Annotated in this window: 13 protein-coding genes; 2 read left to right on the top strand and 11 right to left on the bottom strand. The window is 47.3% G+C overall.

Annotated elements, in window-relative coordinates:
* Positions 1-25: 25 nt before the first annotated feature.
* Genes BUB81_RS16920 through BUB81_RS16910 form a run of 3 tightly spaced genes read right to left on the bottom strand, consistent with a single transcriptional unit; the run spans position 26 to position 3135 of the window.
* The gene (locus BUB81_RS16920) at positions 26-178 is read right to left on the bottom strand and encodes a DUF2256 domain-containing protein (protein WP_073324542.1); all 153 of its coding nucleotides are present in this window, start codon (positions 176-178) and stop codon (positions 26-28) included.
* Positions 178-1707 (bottom strand): cryptochrome/photolyase family protein, encoded by a 1530-nt coding sequence (locus BUB81_RS16915; protein ID WP_073324541.1) that lies wholly within the window; start codon positions 1705-1707, stop codon positions 178-180. Before BUB81_RS16915 ends, BUB81_RS16920 begins: the two co-directional genes overlap by 1 nt.
* Positions 1708-3135: a cryptochrome/photolyase family protein gene (locus BUB81_RS16910; protein WP_073324540.1), complete on the bottom strand. Its 1428-nt coding sequence runs from the start codon at positions 3133-3135 to the stop codon at positions 1708-1710.
* 126 nt (positions 3136-3261) lie between these two features.
* Between BUB81_RS16910 and BUB81_RS16905 the strand changes: the two genes are divergently transcribed.
* The gene (locus BUB81_RS16905) at positions 3262-4551 is read left to right on the top strand and encodes a DASH family cryptochrome (protein ID WP_245819256.1); all 1290 of its coding nucleotides are present in this window, start codon (positions 3262-3264) and stop codon (positions 4549-4551) included.
* A 10-nt stretch (positions 4552-4561) separates the two neighbouring features.
* Here the strand turns inward: BUB81_RS16905 and BUB81_RS16900 are convergent, their stop codons facing one another.
* Positions 4562-4819: a hypothetical protein gene (locus BUB81_RS16900; RefSeq protein ID WP_073324538.1), complete on the bottom strand. Its 258-nt coding sequence runs from the start codon at positions 4817-4819 to the stop codon at positions 4562-4564.
* Positions 4820-5008: 189 nt separating this feature from the next.
* On the opposite strand from BUB81_RS16900, the gene fabA reads away from it, so the two are divergent.
* Positions 5009-5527, top strand: coding sequence for a 3-hydroxyacyl-[acyl-carrier-protein] dehydratase FabA (gene fabA / locus BUB81_RS16895; protein ID WP_073324837.1), 519 nt, complete (start codon positions 5009-5011; stop codon positions 5525-5527).
* Positions 5528-5585: 58 nt separating this feature from the next.
* Here fabA and rmf read toward each other — a convergent pair whose 3' ends face one another.
* The 7 genes from rmf to BUB81_RS16860 form a co-directional block, all read right to left on the bottom strand.
* Complete coding sequence (rmf, locus tag BUB81_RS16890) at positions 5586-5762, bottom strand: ribosome modulation factor (protein ID WP_073324537.1); 177 nt, start codon at positions 5760-5762, stop codon at positions 5586-5588.
* A gap of 349 nt (positions 5763-6111) precedes the next feature.
* Positions 6112-7827 (bottom strand): DUF3466 family protein, encoded by a 1716-nt coding sequence (locus tag BUB81_RS16885; RefSeq protein WP_073324536.1) that lies wholly within the window; start codon positions 7825-7827, stop codon positions 6112-6114.
* 11 nt (positions 7828-7838) lie between these two features.
* Positions 7839-9773, bottom strand: coding sequence for an ATP-binding cassette ATPase Uup (gene uup, locus BUB81_RS16880; protein ID WP_073324535.1), 1935 nt, complete (start codon positions 9771-9773; stop codon positions 7839-7841).
* Positions 9770-10003: a glutaredoxin family protein gene (locus tag BUB81_RS16875; protein ID WP_073324534.1), complete on the bottom strand. Its 234-nt coding sequence runs from the start codon at positions 10001-10003 to the stop codon at positions 9770-9772. The genes uup and BUB81_RS16875 overlap by 4 nt, the downstream gene beginning before the upstream one ends.
* A complete protein-coding gene (rlmKL, locus tag BUB81_RS16870) occupies positions 10000-12105 on the bottom strand; it encodes a bifunctional 23S rRNA (guanine(2069)-N(7))-methyltransferase RlmK/23S rRNA (guanine(2445)-N(2))-methyltransferase RlmL (RefSeq protein ID WP_073324533.1) in 2106 nt (701 codons plus the stop codon). Before rlmKL ends, BUB81_RS16875 begins: the two co-directional genes overlap by 4 nt.
* Positions 12105-13112 carry a quinone-dependent dihydroorotate dehydrogenase gene (gene pyrD / locus BUB81_RS16865; protein ID WP_073324532.1) on the bottom strand — a complete coding sequence of 336 codons (1008 nt, stop codon included), beginning with the start codon at positions 13110-13112 and terminating at the stop codon, positions 12105-12107. The genes rlmKL and pyrD overlap by 1 nt, the downstream gene beginning before the upstream one ends.
* A gap of 161 nt (positions 13113-13273) precedes the next feature.
* Positions 13274-18106 (bottom strand): NAD-glutamate dehydrogenase, encoded by a 4833-nt coding sequence (locus tag BUB81_RS16860; RefSeq protein WP_073324531.1) that lies wholly within the window; start codon positions 18104-18106, stop codon positions 13274-13276.
* Positions 18107-18171: the final 65 nt, after the last annotated feature.

Here is an 18171-nt window from a genome sequence, read left to right as displayed (position 1 = left end):
ATTTGTGAAGGCGTGCGTCCCCGGCTTATCGAGTGACCGGGGATTGCATATTGCGCTGTCCGCTGCAGCGCTTGGAACAGTATTTAACGTCGTCCCAGTTTCGTGCCCATTTCTTACGCCACGTAAAAGCACGCTGACAAACCGGGCATACTTTACTGGGCAGATCCGACTTTTTCATTATGCGGAATCCAGTTTGCTCAAGAGTGCCTGAGCCTGCTCTTGCATGGCAGCAATATTGTCTTCAGACATGCGTCCCAGACTCTTATATATCAGTGCCATGCGGGGATTCTTTGCCAGTTTGTCCTGGTGTTTTATGAGAAAATCCCAGTACAGGTAGTTGAACGGACAGGCTTTGGGGCCTGTTTTCTTCGACACAGAATAGCCGCAGTTTTTACAGTAGTCTGACATGCGATTAATGTACTGACCACTGGCAACATAGGGCTTGCTGGCGAGCTTACCGCCGTCGGCAAACAGGATCATACCGCTCACGTTGGGCATTTCTACCCACTCGTAGGCATCGGCATACACCAGTAAGTACCACTCGTTCACCGCCACAGGGTCAAGGCCGGCCAGCAGACTAAAGTTACCGATGACCATTAAGCGTTGAATGTGATGGGCATAAGCGTGTTGTTTTGTATCGCTTATGCACTGTCGCATACAATTCATGTTGGTGTGGGCAGTCCAGTAAAATTCCGGTAACGCCCTGGTATGCTCAAAGTAATTGTCTTGTTGTAACGTAGGCATACAGTGCCAGTAAAAACCGCGGACGTATTCTCGCCAACCCAGAATCTGCCGGATAAACCCCTCCACGGCATTCAGTGGCGCAGCGTTGTCAAAATAAGCCTGTTCAGCCATTTGCATGACTTCTAAGGGCAGCAATAAACCACTGTTTAAATAAAATGACAGGTGTGAATGGAACAACCATACGTCCCCTTCCCGCATCGCATCCTGATAGTCACCAAAATTAGGCAATCGTTGTTCGATAAACTGCTTTGCCACTTCAAGTGCCTGTGAACGCGTCACGGCATAGCTGAAATCCGTCGCCTTGCCCATATGGTCAGGGAATGTGTTCTCAACAAGCTTTATGACTGCCTGAGTGATTTCATCCGGTTCCACAGTGTAGGGTTTAGGTGGCTGAACGTCAGATGGCATGGACTTACGGTTGTCGTGGTCAAAATTCCATTTGCCGCCAATTGGCTGGTCACCTTCCATTAGCAGACCGGTTTGCCTGCGCATGTCACGGTAGAAATATTCCATGCGCCATTGTTTGCGTCCGTCTGCCCATTTACTGAATTGTTCCGGCGTTGAGATAAACCGATCGTCAGGCCGGATCTCTACGCTCACGCCCAGCACTTGTTCCCATTGTTGCATACTCTTAAGCAGTCTGTATTCGCCAGGAAAAGTAGCCACGACATGTTGCAAATTGTGCCGTTGAAGCGCTAATTTCACTTCATTCAGCAGTGAACCCTGGTTGTCTTCATCGTCATAGTAGCGATAAGCCACATTGAAGTTGGCATCGCGCAGCTGGCTGGCAAAATGGCGCATAGCAGAGAACAGCAAAACGATTTTCTTTTTATGATGCTTTACGTAAGTGGCTTCTTCTCTTACTTCTGCAATAAGCACTACATCATTTTGCTTATCGCAGTCTGACAAACTGGAAATTTGCTCGTTTAGCTGGTCGCCCAATATGAGTCGTAATGCCGCCATCTACTTACCCTTTGTCTCTGCATAGGCATCCAGTGCACGTTGCCTGCTGGCCTTTAGGTCAGCAATGGGTTTGGGATAGTTCTTACCCAGCACAACGCCAGCGTGGGCCAGAATATTTGCTGGCGCGTCCCACGGCTTATGGATGTATTTGTCTGGCATCCTGGCTAATTCCGGGCAGTATTTCTTAACGTACTCCCCATGCTTGTCGAATTTTTCCCCTTGCAATACCGGATTGAAAATACGGAAGTATGGCGCGGCGTCGGCACCGGAACCTGCTATCCATTGCCAACTGGCTGAGTTACTTGCTCTGTCTGCATCTAACAGACAATCCCAGAACCACCGCTCACCTTTACGCCAGTCTACCAACAAGTTCTTCACTAGGAAGGAACCAACAATCATACGCACTCGGTTGTGCATATAGCCGGTTTGCCATAATTCGCGCATGCCGGCGTCGACTATTGGAATGCCCGTTTGGCCTTTGGTCCATGCGGTAAACTCATCCTCTTTATTGCGCCAGGTAAAATGGTCAAACTGCCCGTTAAAATTTTGAGTGGGCAATGACGGAAAATGGAATAACAAATAATAGCTGAATTCACGCCATCCTAACTCACTGAGATAACAATCAAGATGTTTATTGTCAGGTTGCTCAAACGCATCGATAAGCGCATACCACACCTGATTCGGTGATATTTCGCCAAAATGCAGATGCGGCGAAAGCCGTGAGGTGCCTTTTACTGAAGGAATGTTTCGTTGATCTTCATACCCTGAGGCGGCGTTATGTATAAAATCGCTCAGGTGTTTCGCTGCGCCCTTTTCACCGGGTTGCCAGTGATTGGTGAAATCAGCTGCCCAGTCAAGTGTGGGCAACAAATTGAGTGACGAAAGGCTGCAACCTATATTGTCGACGCTGCTGTATGTAATTCGTTCGGGCGATGGGACGGGATAGCGTGGACTGGAAGCTTGTAAACAGCCTTTACGATAGTAGGGCGTAAATACTTTGTACACTCCCCCATCCTGTTTGCGAATGCTCATTGGCTCCCATAACAGTGATGCATTGAAACTGGAAACCGCGCAGTCTGTTTCTTTCAATGACTGTTTTATTTGCGTATCCCGCTCGATTGCCGCTGGTTCATAACATCGGTTCCAGAACACCGCTTTTGCATCAAACTTTTCCACCAGTTCTGGAATCAGTTTTTTCGGATCCCCTTCAAAAAATTGCAGGTGGCCGTTCAGTCGATCGTTCAACGCGGTCAGGGAATGATGCAGCCACCAGTTAGCAGCACCACCAGGTTGTTCTTCGGCATCAATAGAGGTGTCTTTAATGAAGATAGGTACAACAGTACCGAAGTCATTTGCTGCTTGCAGTGCCGGGTTATCTTTTACGCGGAGATCTTGTCGAAACCAGACCAGGCTAACAGGTTGTGTCACGTCTTGTCCTTCAAAGTTATTGTTTTATTCACTTTACAATACGTTCAGACAGGAAAAACGATCGTCGTTAACCAACAAAAAAACAGTACGTGAAATCCGAAGTACACTTTACGTCGTATGACGGATATGAATACACATAATCAAACAGGTCTGTACTGGTTTCGGCACGACCTCAGACTTCACGACCAGCCGGCACTGGATGCGTTAGCAGAACAGTGTGACAAGCTTATTTGCCTATATACAGTCGACCCTGAATGGTTTAGTCCAACACCATACGGCACTACCTCTATAGGCCGGCACCGTCAGCAGTTTCTGTTCGAAACACTGGATAGTTTGAATACTCAACTCCAAAGCCAGAACCAGTTGCTGCATGTCGTTGTGGGTCGTCCGGTAGAAACAATTCAGGCGTTAATCAAACAGCATCAGGTGTCTATTGTTGGCATCGGCGAATATCAGGGCTTTTATGAGCGCCAGCAAGTGCAGCAGATACAGCAACTCAATAAAAACCTGAAGTTAATCTCTGCGCACAATGCAAGCTTGTTTACACCTGAATCGCTGCCGTTTTCACTTGAAAACATGCCTGACAGCTTTACGCCTTTTCGCAAAAAAGTAGAAAAGTACTCAACACCAGAAGAAATACCTTCGCCAGTATCTTTTCTCCCACCACCACCAGTACTAGCGCGAACAGACTGGGAAGCATTACCTCTCCAACGCGGCACGATTTCGGCATTTCAAGGCGGGGAAGAGGCTGCGCTAAAGCAATTGCATTATTACCTGTTCGACAGTGGTCAGGTGTCGGTTTATAAAGAAACCCGTAACGGGCTGGATGGCTGGGATTATTCCAGTAAATTCTCTGCATGGCTTGCTCACGGCGCATTGTCTCCACGACAGGTGTATTCAGAGCTTAAACGCTATGAGCGAGAGCACATCGAGAATGACTCTACCTACTGGTTGTACTTCGAATTACTATGGCGTGAGTTCTTCTATTGGCAGCAGGCTAAACACGGCCGGAACTGGTTCAGACAAACGGGCATTAAGGGCAGAATACCGGAAAATACGCCAAATCCTCACATTATTAAACAATGGCAACAGGGGCAAACTGACAACCCCTATGTGAATGCCTGCATGACCCAATTAAACGCAACAGGCTACATGTCGAATCGCGGCAGACAGTGGGTTGCCAGCTATTTCGTGAATGAACTGGCTCAGGACTGGCGGTACGGTGCTGCGTATTTTGAACAACAACTCATAGACTATGATGTTGGCGCGAATTGGGGAAACTGGCAATACCTTGCAGGTGTTGGCAGCGATCCTCGTGGACAACGCCAGTTTAATTTAGCCAAGCAAGCACAAATGTACGACCCTCACGGCGAATTTCTGGCCTTATGGGGAGAAGGTGAATCAAGTGTGGCATAAAACGTCGCATCTAACGCTTGTGGTCTTTTAACCACTCGTTCAGCAGTTTTATTTGCCCGCATTTATAGGCTGCAAACATCAACCGGATGGAATTAGACAAGATCTCACTGTCGCTCCATCCGGTTTTTTGTTGGATTTCCTCATAGCAACTTAGTGCCTCAGGACTGACATATCCCCTAACTTGTTTCTTTCCTGCTTCCTTTTGGCGTTCGCGAAATCGTTTTTGCTTTTCTGCGTTTACCCGCGGATTCTTTTTCGGTTGTGTCATGAATTAGCTTTACACTCAATAGATGATGAATTTTGGTGTTATGCCGAGATGGCAAAGTGCACAACACGTCTTTTGCTTATTGTTTTATTGTAGCACGACGATAATATGCAAAAAAATTACTGTTCAGAGTTGTTTAGCTTACAAGTGTTCGCTAAATTACACGGGAATTTTTATTTCGATGGGAAAACAATGACAACTAAACAATCAAGTTTCACCAGAGAGGACTTGCTAGCCTGTAGTCGCGGTGAAATGTTTGGCCCGGGTAACAGTCAGTTACCGGCCCCGAATATGCTAATGATGGACCGTATTAATTTGATCGCTGAAGAAGGTGGCGAATTTGGTAAAGGTCAAATTATTGCTGAACTGGATATTACCCCAGACCTGTGGTTCTTCGATTGTCACTTCCCGGGCGATCCAGTAATGCCGGGTTGTCTGGGTCTTGATGCTATGTGGCAACTCGTCGGATTTTTCCTGGGCTGGAGTGGTGGTCCGGGTAAAGGTCGCGCACTGGGTGTTGGTGAAGTGAAGTTTACCGGTCAGATCTTACCGACAGCCAAAAAAGTAACTTACAAAATCCAAATGAAGCGCGTTGTTAAACGCCGTTTGTTTATGGGTCTGGCTGATGGCATTGTTGAAGTCGATGGCCGCGAGATTTATTCTGCAAAAGATTTGAAAGTTGGTCTGTTCCAGGACACCAGTTCTTTCTAATTCAGCGTCCGCTGTAATGTAAAAAGCCCCTTAATTGGGGCTTTTGACTAAAGAGATGTTAACGAACCGTCATTCCTAATTGACGGTCTTCCATGGCCTCTCTCCACCCACCTAACCACTGCGAGCGAGCATCACTCGCTTGAAACGGACAAATTTCCTTAGAGCGACCGCTGATTCCAGCTTGATAACCTTTTGCATGGGCGCGAGTCAGTTTATCTCTTTTCTGTCTTTTCATTGATTAGCCTCTTTAATTGGATTAAACCAGTGAACATATCCAGGCCAACGACTCAATTCTCGTGTTAATGCAGACGTGGCAATTAATTTGTTCACCTATACTGTGATAGTGCAAGTGGCCAAGTGGTTCAAGAAACTTTATTTTTATTTGCTATTGACAATTTATAAGCTAATGAAACGCTTTTGAATTTTATGTTACATTTTTTTTGCATAATTATTTCAGCTTTTAAAATCAAACGCTATAAGCACAATGTGACTTAATAATTAAGAAATTAGACCCAGTTATTAAGATCGCCGCGCATAAAAAAGCCCCGACTAAGCAGGGCTATTTTCATTCATAACGTACGCGTTTATTTAGCGCGTCTGACACATCGTCTAAACAGCGCAAACACGCCTAATGTCAGTAACCCAGAGAGTGGCAGCGAGGCACCTTTACGCTCATAGTTGTCTTCGTTCGACGCGTCACAATCCTCGACGTTTTGCGCGCCTGTTGGCGTTAGTTTTACTGCAATCACGCGAGTAACGTCATTGGTGTTACCTGCATTATCCAGAACCTCTTCACCATTGACATAAACCTGGGGGCTCAAGTACATGGCATTGGCAATGATTTCGTTATCGTCATTAATGTCGTTTGCCGTAACCAACGTATATTGCTCTTGTTGGTCACACGGTAACAAAGTATTCAGGTCGATGAATTCACCCACATTGATGTCATACATGAAGGCGCGCAACTGACGGTCTGTTTGAACGCTCGCGTCATACTCCCCTTCACCAACGATAATACCATTGTTGTTTATTGCTCTGGGATTAACGGCGGAAGTGGCAAAAAAACCATCCGGATAGATAGACTCTCCACTTTCGATGTTATAAGCAAACATCTGTTCTCGAGCTACGCCGTTATTCTCTCGTCTAACATTACCGACTACCCAGCCATCGTTATTGATTGCGTTTGCGCTACTCTGTAGGTTTTCATCCCTAGGCAGTAGTTCAACAACTTCACCATCCATAAAAGCGGTGGCTACAACACCTTGATATCGACCAGCGTTGCCACCAGGAATGGTATAAACTACGGCTTCACCGGTTGATGATTCACCTACTGCAATACCTTGATCGTTAATGTCATTCGCTTTGCTGTAATAGACAAATCGTGAGCTGTCATCTTCTTCTGGCGTAAAGACCATGCCATACGTTTGTGTATTAACAACATCGCCTTGTGTATCTAATTCCCATATAGTCGCTCTTGTCTGAGCAACTGAATTCAGGGTTGTTTCATTGGAGATTAAATTATACTGACATACCTCTACTGGTATATCGCCACGCTCTTCATCATCGTCACAGTTTTCTGCGGCAGTAATGTAATCATCTGAGAATACTGTACTGCTGTAACCGGCAACCTGTAACTGGTTGTTTATTGCGAATGCCTCGCCGAATCCGCCGAGCGGCTCTGTGGTGCTTGCTGGCAGAAATTTTGCCTCGCCATTAACCTGAACTATTGCCTGTTTAGGCAACGCATTAATAATAAAGGTGTAATCAGTACCGTCTTCATTCGTATAATCCAGCTCAAAAAACGCCCCATTACCGGTACCCACAAAGAAATCACCGTTAAGCGAATCGCGTATCAGGCTCAATGAACTGCGACTGTAGTCATCGAAATCTTCGCTGTAGACATCAAACCCAGGGATCAGATCTAGACCAACCATGTCTGTTTGATAGCTTCGTAACGTTTCGAGTTTCTGGCCAAGAATACTGCTTTGTCTCACTTGCAGAACATAGGAGTAAAGAATATTGTAATCAACATTACTAAAAACGCCCTGCTCCACGGCATCAGGATCTTCAAATTGCGCGGTAAAGAGTTCATTCTCAAAATCGAATAAGCTCAGGTCTATAGGCGGGTTGTATTCTACGGAAGTGTTTATTACCAACGTACCTGAGTTATCAATAGATTGAGCATAGTTTGCAAAAGATAAGTCCTGGGCTGGCGTTGGCGTTAGTGTGTACGTTGCTGCCGTTGCTGACATGCCGGTTGTGGCAAGGATTACTGCAGATGTAAGCTGTTTAAGTTTCATTCAAAATCCTGTTACTGCTGAGTACTATCCAGCAAGCTTTCTAATTCGTCCCATCGCGCATAAGCATGAGAAAGTTTTTCTTCTAATGCCGCCAATTCGTTCAGTATGGCGGTGGTGGTTTCGCTATCCTGCTTAAAAAAGTCCGGGTCGTTCACGCGCTCTTGTTGTTGTTCAAGCTGTTCTTCCAGCGACTCAATGGTCGCCGGTAGCGTCTCTAGTTCCCGTTGGTCTTTATAGGACAGCTTTTTCGGCTTTTTAGCCGGTTGTTTTGCAATCGGACTATTATTTTCCGATTTAGTTTCATTCTTTACAGTTTTTGACGTGCCCGACAAGTAAATCGTCTTGCCTTGCTCGCTGTACCACTGCTCAATGTCGGTGTATCCACCCACAAATTCCTGAATAACGCCGTTGTCGGTAAACAACAAGCTGCTATTCACCACGTTATCGACGAATTCTCTGTCGTGGCTTACCAGAATTACAGTGCCTGCGTAATTTAACAGGAGTGTTTCCAGCATCTCAAGCGTTTCCACGTCCAAATCATTGGTTGGTTCGTCGAGAATCAGTACATTGCTGGGTTTCAGCATCAGTTTTGCCAGCATTAAGCGGTTTTTCTCACCGCCAGACAGCGATTTAACCGGCGCATTTACCCGTTCCGGACTAAACAAATAATCCTGTAAATAGCTCATGACGTGGCGCGGATGCCCATTTACTGTCAGGTCGCGTTTGCCGTCTGCCACTACATCTATCACTGGCTTTTCTAAATCCAGCGCAATGCGATGCTGATCGAAATACGCGACTTCGAGGTTTGCGCCCTGTCGGCAGCTGCCTGTATCTGGCGTTAACTGGCCTAATAAGAGTTTAATCAGGGTACTTTTACCACAGCCGTTAGGGCCAATTAATGCTAGTTTTTCACCGCGTAACACTGTTAAGTTCAGGTTACTCACAATGGTGTTGCCTTCAATGGCATAACTCAAATCGGTAGTTTCGAATACCAGCTTGCCAGAACGGTTGCCCTGGTGCTGTTGCATTGCAACATTGCCAGACAACTCTCGGCGCGCCGCACGTTCTTCGCGCAATTTTTTAAGTGCCCGTACTCGCCCTTCATTGCGGGTTCGGCGCGCTTTAATACCCTGTCGGATCCACACTTCTTCCTGTGCCAGCTTGCGATCAAACTCAGCTTGCTGTGTTGCTTCAACCGCCAGATCGTGTTCTTTCTTTTCGAGGTATTGCTGGTAGTTGCCCGGGTAACTGGTAATCTGACCGCGGTCCAAATCAACAATACGTGTCGCCATCGCGCGTATAAACGCCCTGTCGTGGCTAATAAACACAATCGCGCCTTTGTACTGCTGGAGGCTTTGTTCTAACCATCGAATCATCTGCACGTCGAGATGGTTAGTGGGCTCGTCCAGCAACAGGATGTCAGGCGAGCGAACCAACGCTCTGGCCAACGCGGCTTTGCGTCGCCATCCACCGGATAACGTGGCTAAAGATGCGCTGCCGTCAAGTTGCAGCATGGTCAGCGTTTGTTCTATTTGTTGCTCAAACTGCCAGGCGTTGTGCGTATCCAGCTGTTCCTGATAGGTCTGTAATTTTTTGAGGTTTTGTTCGCTGGGATCGTCGGCCACTAACTGGGTACACTTAAAGTAACCTTTGAGGATGTCGCCCACTTCGGCTAATCCTTCGGCCACATAATCGAAAAGTGCGATATCGGTAGTTTGTGGCGGGTCCTGTTCCAAACGGGCCACAATGGTGTCGCGTTCGATAATTCGCTGGCCATCATCGGCAATAACATCACCGCTGATGACTTTCAGTAACGTAGACTTACCACTGCCGTTACGCCCTACGATACACACCCGTTCGCCCGGCTGGATGACCAGTTCAACGCCATCCAGTAAAGGCGGTGTGCCAAACAAAACTGATACGTTTTTTAATTGTAAAAGACTCACTGCAAAAATAACTCCAAATCCTGCAGGGAAAAAGGCCAGCCCAGTTCTGCATTGTTGTCTTCCCGTTTAAGTACGGGAATGCGCACTGCATACAAATGGTAGTGCTCCGGGTTCTCTCGAATATTGTACTCTGTGAGAGTTATCGATGATGCTTTACTGCTTTGACTGAGTAATGCTTTCGCGTCGTCACACAAACTACATTGCGGGCCGGTGAATAGTGCGATGTTCATGATTGCAGAATCCAGCACTGGTGAATATTACTGTGGCGCTTAAAGTCTTCCGGGATTGTCTGGGCAGAGATATCCTGCGCAGTGAGTCCCAGAGACGCCATCGCGTCGTTGTCGAGTTTAAAGCCTCGACGGTTATTCGAAAACATAATGGTGCCGCCGGGCTTCAGACAGCGTTTCGCCTGAGTGAGCAACATGACGTGGTCGCGCTGAACATCCCAGGTGGTATTCATACGCTTTGAATTAGAAAACGACGGTGGATCGATAAAGATAAAGTCATACTGACTGTTGTGCCCTGCCAGCCATTGTAAACAGTCAGCTTGGACAAACTGATAGGCGCCCGTCAGCTTATTCAGTTTAAAGTTGTCACGCGCCCAACTTATGTAGGTATTCGACATATCGACAGTAGTAACCGAGCGTGCACCGCCCAATGCGGCAAATACAGACACGCTGCCTGTGTATGAAAACAGGTTGAGAACGTCTTTGCCTTTCACACGCTTTTGCACTTCCTGGCGGGTGATACGGTGATCCAGGAATAAGCCTGTATCCAGATAATCCGTCAGGTTGACGTAGAATTTCGCACCGTTTTCAAACACTACCTTGCGGTTACCAGTTTGATTTACTTTTTCGTACTGCTGTTTGCCTTTCTTCTGCTCACGCACTTTCAGCATGATCTGTCTGGCGGGCACTTCGGTCACTGCCGGTAGGTATAGCAACACTTCCTGAAGTCGGCGTTTGGCTTTTTCCGCATCAATGGACTTAGGTGGTGCATATTCCTGCACAACCAGACAGTCGTCATACACGTCGATCGCTACGTTGTACTCTGGCAAATCCGCGTCGTAAATGCGGTAACAGTTGGTGTTTGCTTTTTTAATAAACGGCTTGAGCTTTTTCAGGTTCTTTTTCAAACGGTTGGCAAAATCGTTGTCCTGACTGTCGGAGTACTGCTGACAATTCGCTTCATCCAAAGCGTAATTCACCAGTTTACATTCGAGTTTACCGTTCATCAGGCTGTATTCTTTGCCAGCCCGCAGCTTCAGTAACCGCAACAGCTCACGATTACTACTGAGCAGCGACATATTCCAGCCCTGCCAATGTTGTTTAAGCTGTTGCCCCCACTGCGAAAACAACGGGATCAAGGTGGTCATTTCGCCCAGTCGTTCACCGTATGGTGGATTCGATACCAATACACCCGCTCTGTTTGCTGTTTTCGGCGGCACAAAATTCAACGCATCACTAACGTTGAAATGAATCAGATCAAATACCCCGGCTTCGTTGGCGTTGTGTTTAGCCATGGCGATGAGCTTGCGGTCAATGTCGTTGGCAAATAATTTTACATCCGGGGTAATTTGTTGTGCTTCAGCGTCTCTAACCAGGGCTTGCCATATATCGCTGCGATGTCCCTGCCAGTGTGTAAATCCCCAACGAGGACGCTGTAGACCTGGTGCGCGTTGCGCTGCGATGAGTGCGGCTTCTATAACAACCGTGCCTGAACCACACATTGGATCTGCCAGTGGTTGGCTGGTATCACGGGTCCAACCGCTGCGCATTAGCATGGCTGCTGCCACGTGTTCCTTCAATGGCGCCAGACCGGTTTCCTGTCGGTAAGCCCGTTGATGCAGGCTGCCACCGGAAAGCTCGATTCCCAGTGTAATCTTGTCGCGACTCAGGCGCGCGTTAATCACAATATCCGCCTGTGAGCGTTCAACATCGGGTCGGGAGCCACTTTCATCGTAAAAATGGTCTACCACGGCATCTTTAATCTTCAATGCGCCAAACTGGGTATTGTTGATAGCTCTGCTGCTACCGTGAAACTGAACGCTGAAGGTCTCTTTGGTTGAAAACTGCATCGACCAATCGACCTTACTGGCCGTTTCGTACATGGCTTCCGCGCTACTGGCATCGCCTTCATTAAGCACCCAGATAACCCGGTTGGCAAGTCTGGACCATAAGCAGACCCGATATGCATCTTCAAGGCTACCATCTACACGAAGCAGGCCCGGGCTTTGCTTTACGCTCGCCTCGGGACACAATGATGCGATTTCATCTTTCAGCAATTCATCCAGCCCACGGCTGGTTGTCACTAAAAATCCAAGCTGACTCATTAAAGCCCCTGTACCAGTTGTTTAACAAGTTTTGGACCTTGATAAATAAAAGAAGAATACACCTGTATTAATGACGCCCCGGCATCCATTCGCGCCTTACCAGATGCCACATCATGAATGCCGCCGACACCAATGATAGGTAATTTGCCGCCCAATGCCTGATGCAGTTGTTCGGTGACCCACTGACTTTGATCAACCAGTACCTCACCACTCAGGCCGCCGGCTTCTCCCGCGTGCTCAAGTCCCTCAACGGCTTTGCGATCTAATGTGGTGTTTGTTGCTATAACGCCATCCATTTCACATTTGATCAGTGATTCGGCAATGCCCTGCACTTCTTCACCGGTTAAATCCGGTGCAATCTTAATAAACAAAGGTACGTATTTATTGTGGACCTTCGCCAGTGTTTGCTGGGCTTCTTTCAGGCCACTAAGCAGCGATTCCAGTGCCGCACCGTACTGCAGATTTCTGAGTCCAGGCGTATTAGGTGATGAAATGTTGATTGTGATGTAACTGGCATAGGCATAGACCTTGTTTAAACAGATCAGGTAATCGTCCAGTGCATTTTCTTCCGGCGTGTCTTTGTTCTTACCGATATTAATGCCCAGTGCGCCGTCATAACGGCTGGCTTTAACCTGTTCAACCAGATAGTCCACACCTTTATTGTTGAACCCCATGCGATTAATAATGGCGTGCTTTTCAGGGAGGCGGAACAAACGTGGCTTTGGGTTGCCCGGTTGTGGTCTGGGGGTCACGGTTCCGACTTCAACAAAGCCAAAACCCATCGCCGCAAAAGCATCGATACATTCACCATTTTTGTCGAGACCCGCGGCCAATCCCACCGGGTTTCTAAACATGACTCCGGCTACGGTAACCGGTTTATCTTCGGTTTTTTCCGTGTAGAGCGCCGACAATGGCGTACGTTGAGTGCGGTGCAACCATTTAATTGTGAAATCATGGCTGTTTTCTGGTTCGCATTTTAATAAGGCTTTTTGAATAAATTCGTACATGAAGTGCTATAACACCGTGTTAAAAATGGCTGCCCCTGTCTGACAACAACTAAAAATCACCAGTTCACAGGTGGCAGAAAGCCCCGACAAGCGGGGCTAACTAAGTCAATTCTGTATCAGCGCATGTTGCGCTGATACCGACAATCCCGAGATTGCGTAGTTTACTGGCTGGACTTCATGCTTAAAAGCATCAATTCGCGCAGCGCGACTGAAAACTTCGCAAAATCGTGGTTTGAACTGGTCTTAAATTCGCTCATCATATGATACCAGCGTTTTAACAGACCTTCATTGTTTTGCATCCAATTGGCCAGAATTGCATCTGCATCCGTGGAGTCACCGTTGCTACACAATAAATTCGAGACAATGGAACGTTGCTGCCAGTCAAGCTCCTCGCGATATGATGCACGAGCAAGCGCCTGCCAGTGATTGCCCACAGGCTGATTGGTGATTTGCTCGAGGAACCAGTGTAATTCCAGCTTCGAACCCATCTGGTAGTACAGTCGCGCTGCAACATCAATATTGTGACTGTCCTGCTCAACGATTTGGGTTAGGTCCAGTGCACTAAATACGTTACTGAATGCAGCTACTCTGCTGGCGATGTCCTGTGGTACACCTTTGTCGATCCATTTTGCAGTGGCGTCTTCCAGCTGTTTGATTTCTGATTTCACCAAATAGTTAGACAAGTTATTACACAAGTCATCAACCGCTGGCTGATATTTCAGAATAGACTGTTCTATGTCTGCACTGGTATCGCCATGACGAATATACCAGCGTGTACCGCGACGCATTAATCGTCTGGCACTTTCCAGCATGGAAAGCTGCGCATCAGCATCGATTTTGTTGTCGAGGTCTTCAATGGCTTCCCACAACTCGCCGATACCAAATACACCTTTTACAACACTGTAAGCGTTGGTGATCTCTACGATATCGGCCCCGGTTTCTTCCTGCATACGGTACACAAAGTTGTGTCCCATATCGTTCACCATGTTGTTAGTTAACTTGGTGGCGATAATTTCCGCTCTCAGCGGGTGCTGCTGCATTTGCTCAGCAAAGCGCTCACGAAGTTCCTGCGGGAACGCACTGATTAACAGCTTTCCATGGTAGGCATTATCAGTTAAGGCCGGAATGTTAAGCTGGTCCTTCAGTACCATTTTACCGTAGGCGGTTAACACACTCAGCTCCGGGCGGGTTAAGCCGCGATCTGATGCAGCGCGATCTGAGATCTCATCATCGGTAGGAATAAATTCCAACTCGCGATTTAAAGCGCCATCGCGTTCCAAGCCGTGAATGAAACGCAGCTGTTCTTTTATTGAAGAGACGCCGGTACGTTCACTGATTGAAATTGCCTGTGTCTGTCGGTAACAATCCTGCAGTACAATCGTAGCAACGTCGTCAGTCATGTCATACAGCAGATTGTTACGCTGTTTCACTGTCAGATCGCCATTGCTTACCAACTGGTTCAACAGGATCTTAATGTTAACTTCGTTATCTGAGCAGTCCACACCACCGACGTTGTCGATAAAGTCGGTGTTCACGCGACCGCCATTAGCCGCGTATTCCATTCGACCCAATTGAGTGAGGCCCAGGTTACCGCCCTCACCCACGATTTTCGCTTTGATATCCATTCCATTGACACGCAGTGAATCATTCGCGCGATCGCCCACATCACTGTGGCTTTCTTTCTTGCTTTTCACATAAGTGCCGATACCGCCATTCCAAATCAAATCGACCGGCATTTTAAGGATGTTGTGAATAAGCTCGTTAGGCGTCATGGTGTTCTGACGCGTACCCAGCCAGGTCTTCATCTCAGGCGTGAGTGTTATTGACTTCGCAGAACGGCTAAATATACCACCGCCTTTAGAAATCAGTGATTTGTCGTAGTCTTCCCAGGACAGGCTTGGGTTTTCAAACAAGCGCTTGCGCTCTTTGTAAGTTTTAGCCGCATCCGGATCAGGGTCGAAGAAAATATGCAGGTGGTTAAAGGCCGATATCAGGCGCGTGTGTTCAGACAACAGCATACCATTACCGAATACGTCACCTGCCATATCACCAATACCCACACATGTGAAATCCGTAGTTTGACAGTCGATTCCGATCTCTCTGAAGTGACGCTTAACTGATTCCCAGGCACCACGTGCCGTGATCCCCATTTTCTTATGGTCGTAACCCACGCTGCCACCAGATGCAAACGCATCACCCAGCCAGAAGTTGTATTCTTCTGAAATGCCGTTGGCAATGTCAGAAAATGTCGCTGTGCCTTTGTCTGCCGCCACAACTAAATAAGGGTCGTCTTCATCAAGACGGACCACATCTTTAGGTGGCACGATTTCACCATTTACAATGTTATCTGTGATATCCAGTAAGCTGCGAATGAAGGTCCGGTAGCAGGCCTTGCCTTCTTCGAAGATTTCCTGACGGCTCGCGCCACTTGGCAGCTGTTTACAAACGAAGCCACCTTTGGCGCCAACCGGCACAATCACGGTATTTTTTACTTTTTGTGCTTTTACCAGGCCCAGGATTTCCGTTCTGAAGTCTTCCTGGCGATCTGACCAGCGCAAACCGCCACGCGCAACGCGTCCACCACGCAGGTGCACACCTTCCACTTTAGGGCTGTATACAAAGATTTCGTATTTTGGCAGCGGTAACGGCATCTCCGGAATGTTTTCAGGCATGAGCTTGAACGAGATGTAGGGCTTTTCGCTACCGTCTTCGGCTTTCTGATAAAAGTTGGTACGCAGCGTGGCGTCGATCATGTCCAGATAACGACGAATGATCCGGTCGTCATCCAGGTTGCTCACTTTATCCAGCGCTTCGTTGATCTTATTAACCAGGGTCTCCAAACGCTTCTTACGAGACTTACGGGCAGGATTAAAGATTTCGTCAAAATAACTGATCAACAAACCGGCAATCTGCGGGTAATTCGACAAGGTATTGGCAATGTAATCACGGCTGAAACTGCTGCCTGTCTGGCGCATGTACTTCGCAAACGCGCGCAGAATAGTGACATTGCGGCCGGTAAGCTCAGCGCTTAATACCAGGCGATTAAAACCATCGTCTTCCAATTGGTTGTACCATACCTTGGCAAATGCGTCCTGGAATAACGCCTGGGCCTTTTCCATGTCTAAATCATGGCCGCTTTTGTGGAGCATGGTGAAATCCATTACCCACTTAACTTTGCCGTCTGCACAGTTTATTTTGTAAGGGCTTTCGTCGATAACGCGCAGACCAAAGTTCTCCAAAATCGGTAACACGTCAGACAAGTGAATGGGTTCATGCAAATGAAACAACTTCAGTTTCACGATTTGACTGTCAGACTGTTCTTCCTGTGGGCGGTAGAACAACATACCCATGTTGGCGTCTTCTGATAATTGCTCGAGCTTTTCGATATCTACCAGAGCTGCAGTCGGTAAGTTATGCTCTGTATACGAGCGTGAGAACGCATTGACATAGTTGCGTTCAAGGGATTTTGCCGTTGCTTCGCCATAGGCTGAAGACAGGGCTGACGACAACCGGTCGTTCCAGGTTTTGGTCAGCTCAATGATATTCTGTTCGATTTCCTTCACATCAAATTCCGCATTGTTGTCTTCGACCCGAGCGATATAGTGCGTTCTTGCATACACAGATTCAGAGAAAAACGTGGTGAATTCGACTTCACCGGTAGCACCAAATGAATGCTTGAGTAGCGCTTGCGTCTCTTTTCGCAACTGGGTGTTATAACGCTCTCTTGGTACGTACACCATACAGGAAAAGAAACGACCAAAGGTGTCTTTGCGAACAAACAGACGGGTAATGCCGCGTTCCTGCATCTGAAAAATACCGCGGACGATTTCCGCCATATCTTCTTCAGGCGTCTGCAATAACTCATCACGAGGATAAGTTTCAACAATGTTGTTGAAAGCTTTAAACGCATGGGTTTGCGGATCAAATTCAGACAGCTCACAAATCCGTCGAATCTTGTCTGACAGCAATGGGATGTCGCGGGTACTGCTGTTGTAGAAGTTAGCCGAATAAAGCCCCAGGAAGCGATGCTCTCCGATAACCTGCCCTTTGCTGTTGAATTCTTTTATTCCAACGTAATCCATATAAGCCGGACGATGTACCCGTGAACGTGAATTGGTTTTAGTCAGCAGAAGGACCTGCTGGCTGAGTGCAGCCTGACGAGCGCTGGCGGGCAACGCCGACAGTAGTCGCGGTCTGTCACTTACTGAGTTTTTCATTAACCCCAGGCTGGTATCATTGTCGGGAAGCCACTGGTGATCGCCTTCAATAGCATTCACCCGGTAATGGCGATACCCCATCAACGTGAAATTGTGGTCGTTCATCCACTCAAGAAAACGCGTTGTAATGTCTTTGCGATCTTTCTCGATGGGTAATTTAGCTTTCTTTACTTTAGCAGTGATTTCAGCCAGTTTATCGCGCATCATTTGCCAGTCAGCAACAGCCAGAGATACTTCATCCAGTGTTGAAAACAGCTCTTTGGTGAGCGTATCGATATCCGCTTTGCTGGTTTGGCGGTCTACTTCAATAAAAACAACGGTTTCGCGTGACGTCGTTGCACTGTTACCGTCACCGAATTTTACTATCTTATTTTTATCGTCACGGTCGATGTTCATTGGACTGTGGATCAGCATATGCGCAGTGATGCCAAGGCGATTCAAAGCCATGCGAATAGAGTCAACTAGGAATGGCAAATCCCGAATGATCATTTCGACGATAGTGTGACTCGATTTCCAACCGTGTTTGTCGATTTCCGGGTTGAATACACGCACATAAGGACGCTTGCCGTCGTAATCAGCAAACGCATTCCACAAACTTAACGTGGCGCCGTATAAATCGCTGTCGTTGCGATGTTCAAGGTCGTCCAGTGGAATGTTTTTGAATAAATGTCGTCCGAACGTGGTAATTAACGTTCGATTTTGGTTATCAACTTTCTTGTCGATTAACGAAAAAACGTTCTCAAGCAAAACTGAATAGCGCTGAGAGCTGACTGTCATGTGCCTACCTATAGAGTATTTTTGTTTAAGTATAGAATGTACAAGCATATTTTCGCTAAATAACC

It is taken from the genome of Marisediminitalea aggregata (assembly GCF_900129565.1).
GTDB lineage: Bacteria > Pseudomonadota > Gammaproteobacteria > Enterobacterales > Alteromonadaceae > Alteromonas > Alteromonas aggregata.
The sequence above is the reverse complement of the archived record's forward strand: the minus strand, read 5'-3'. Positions and strand labels throughout refer to the sequence as shown.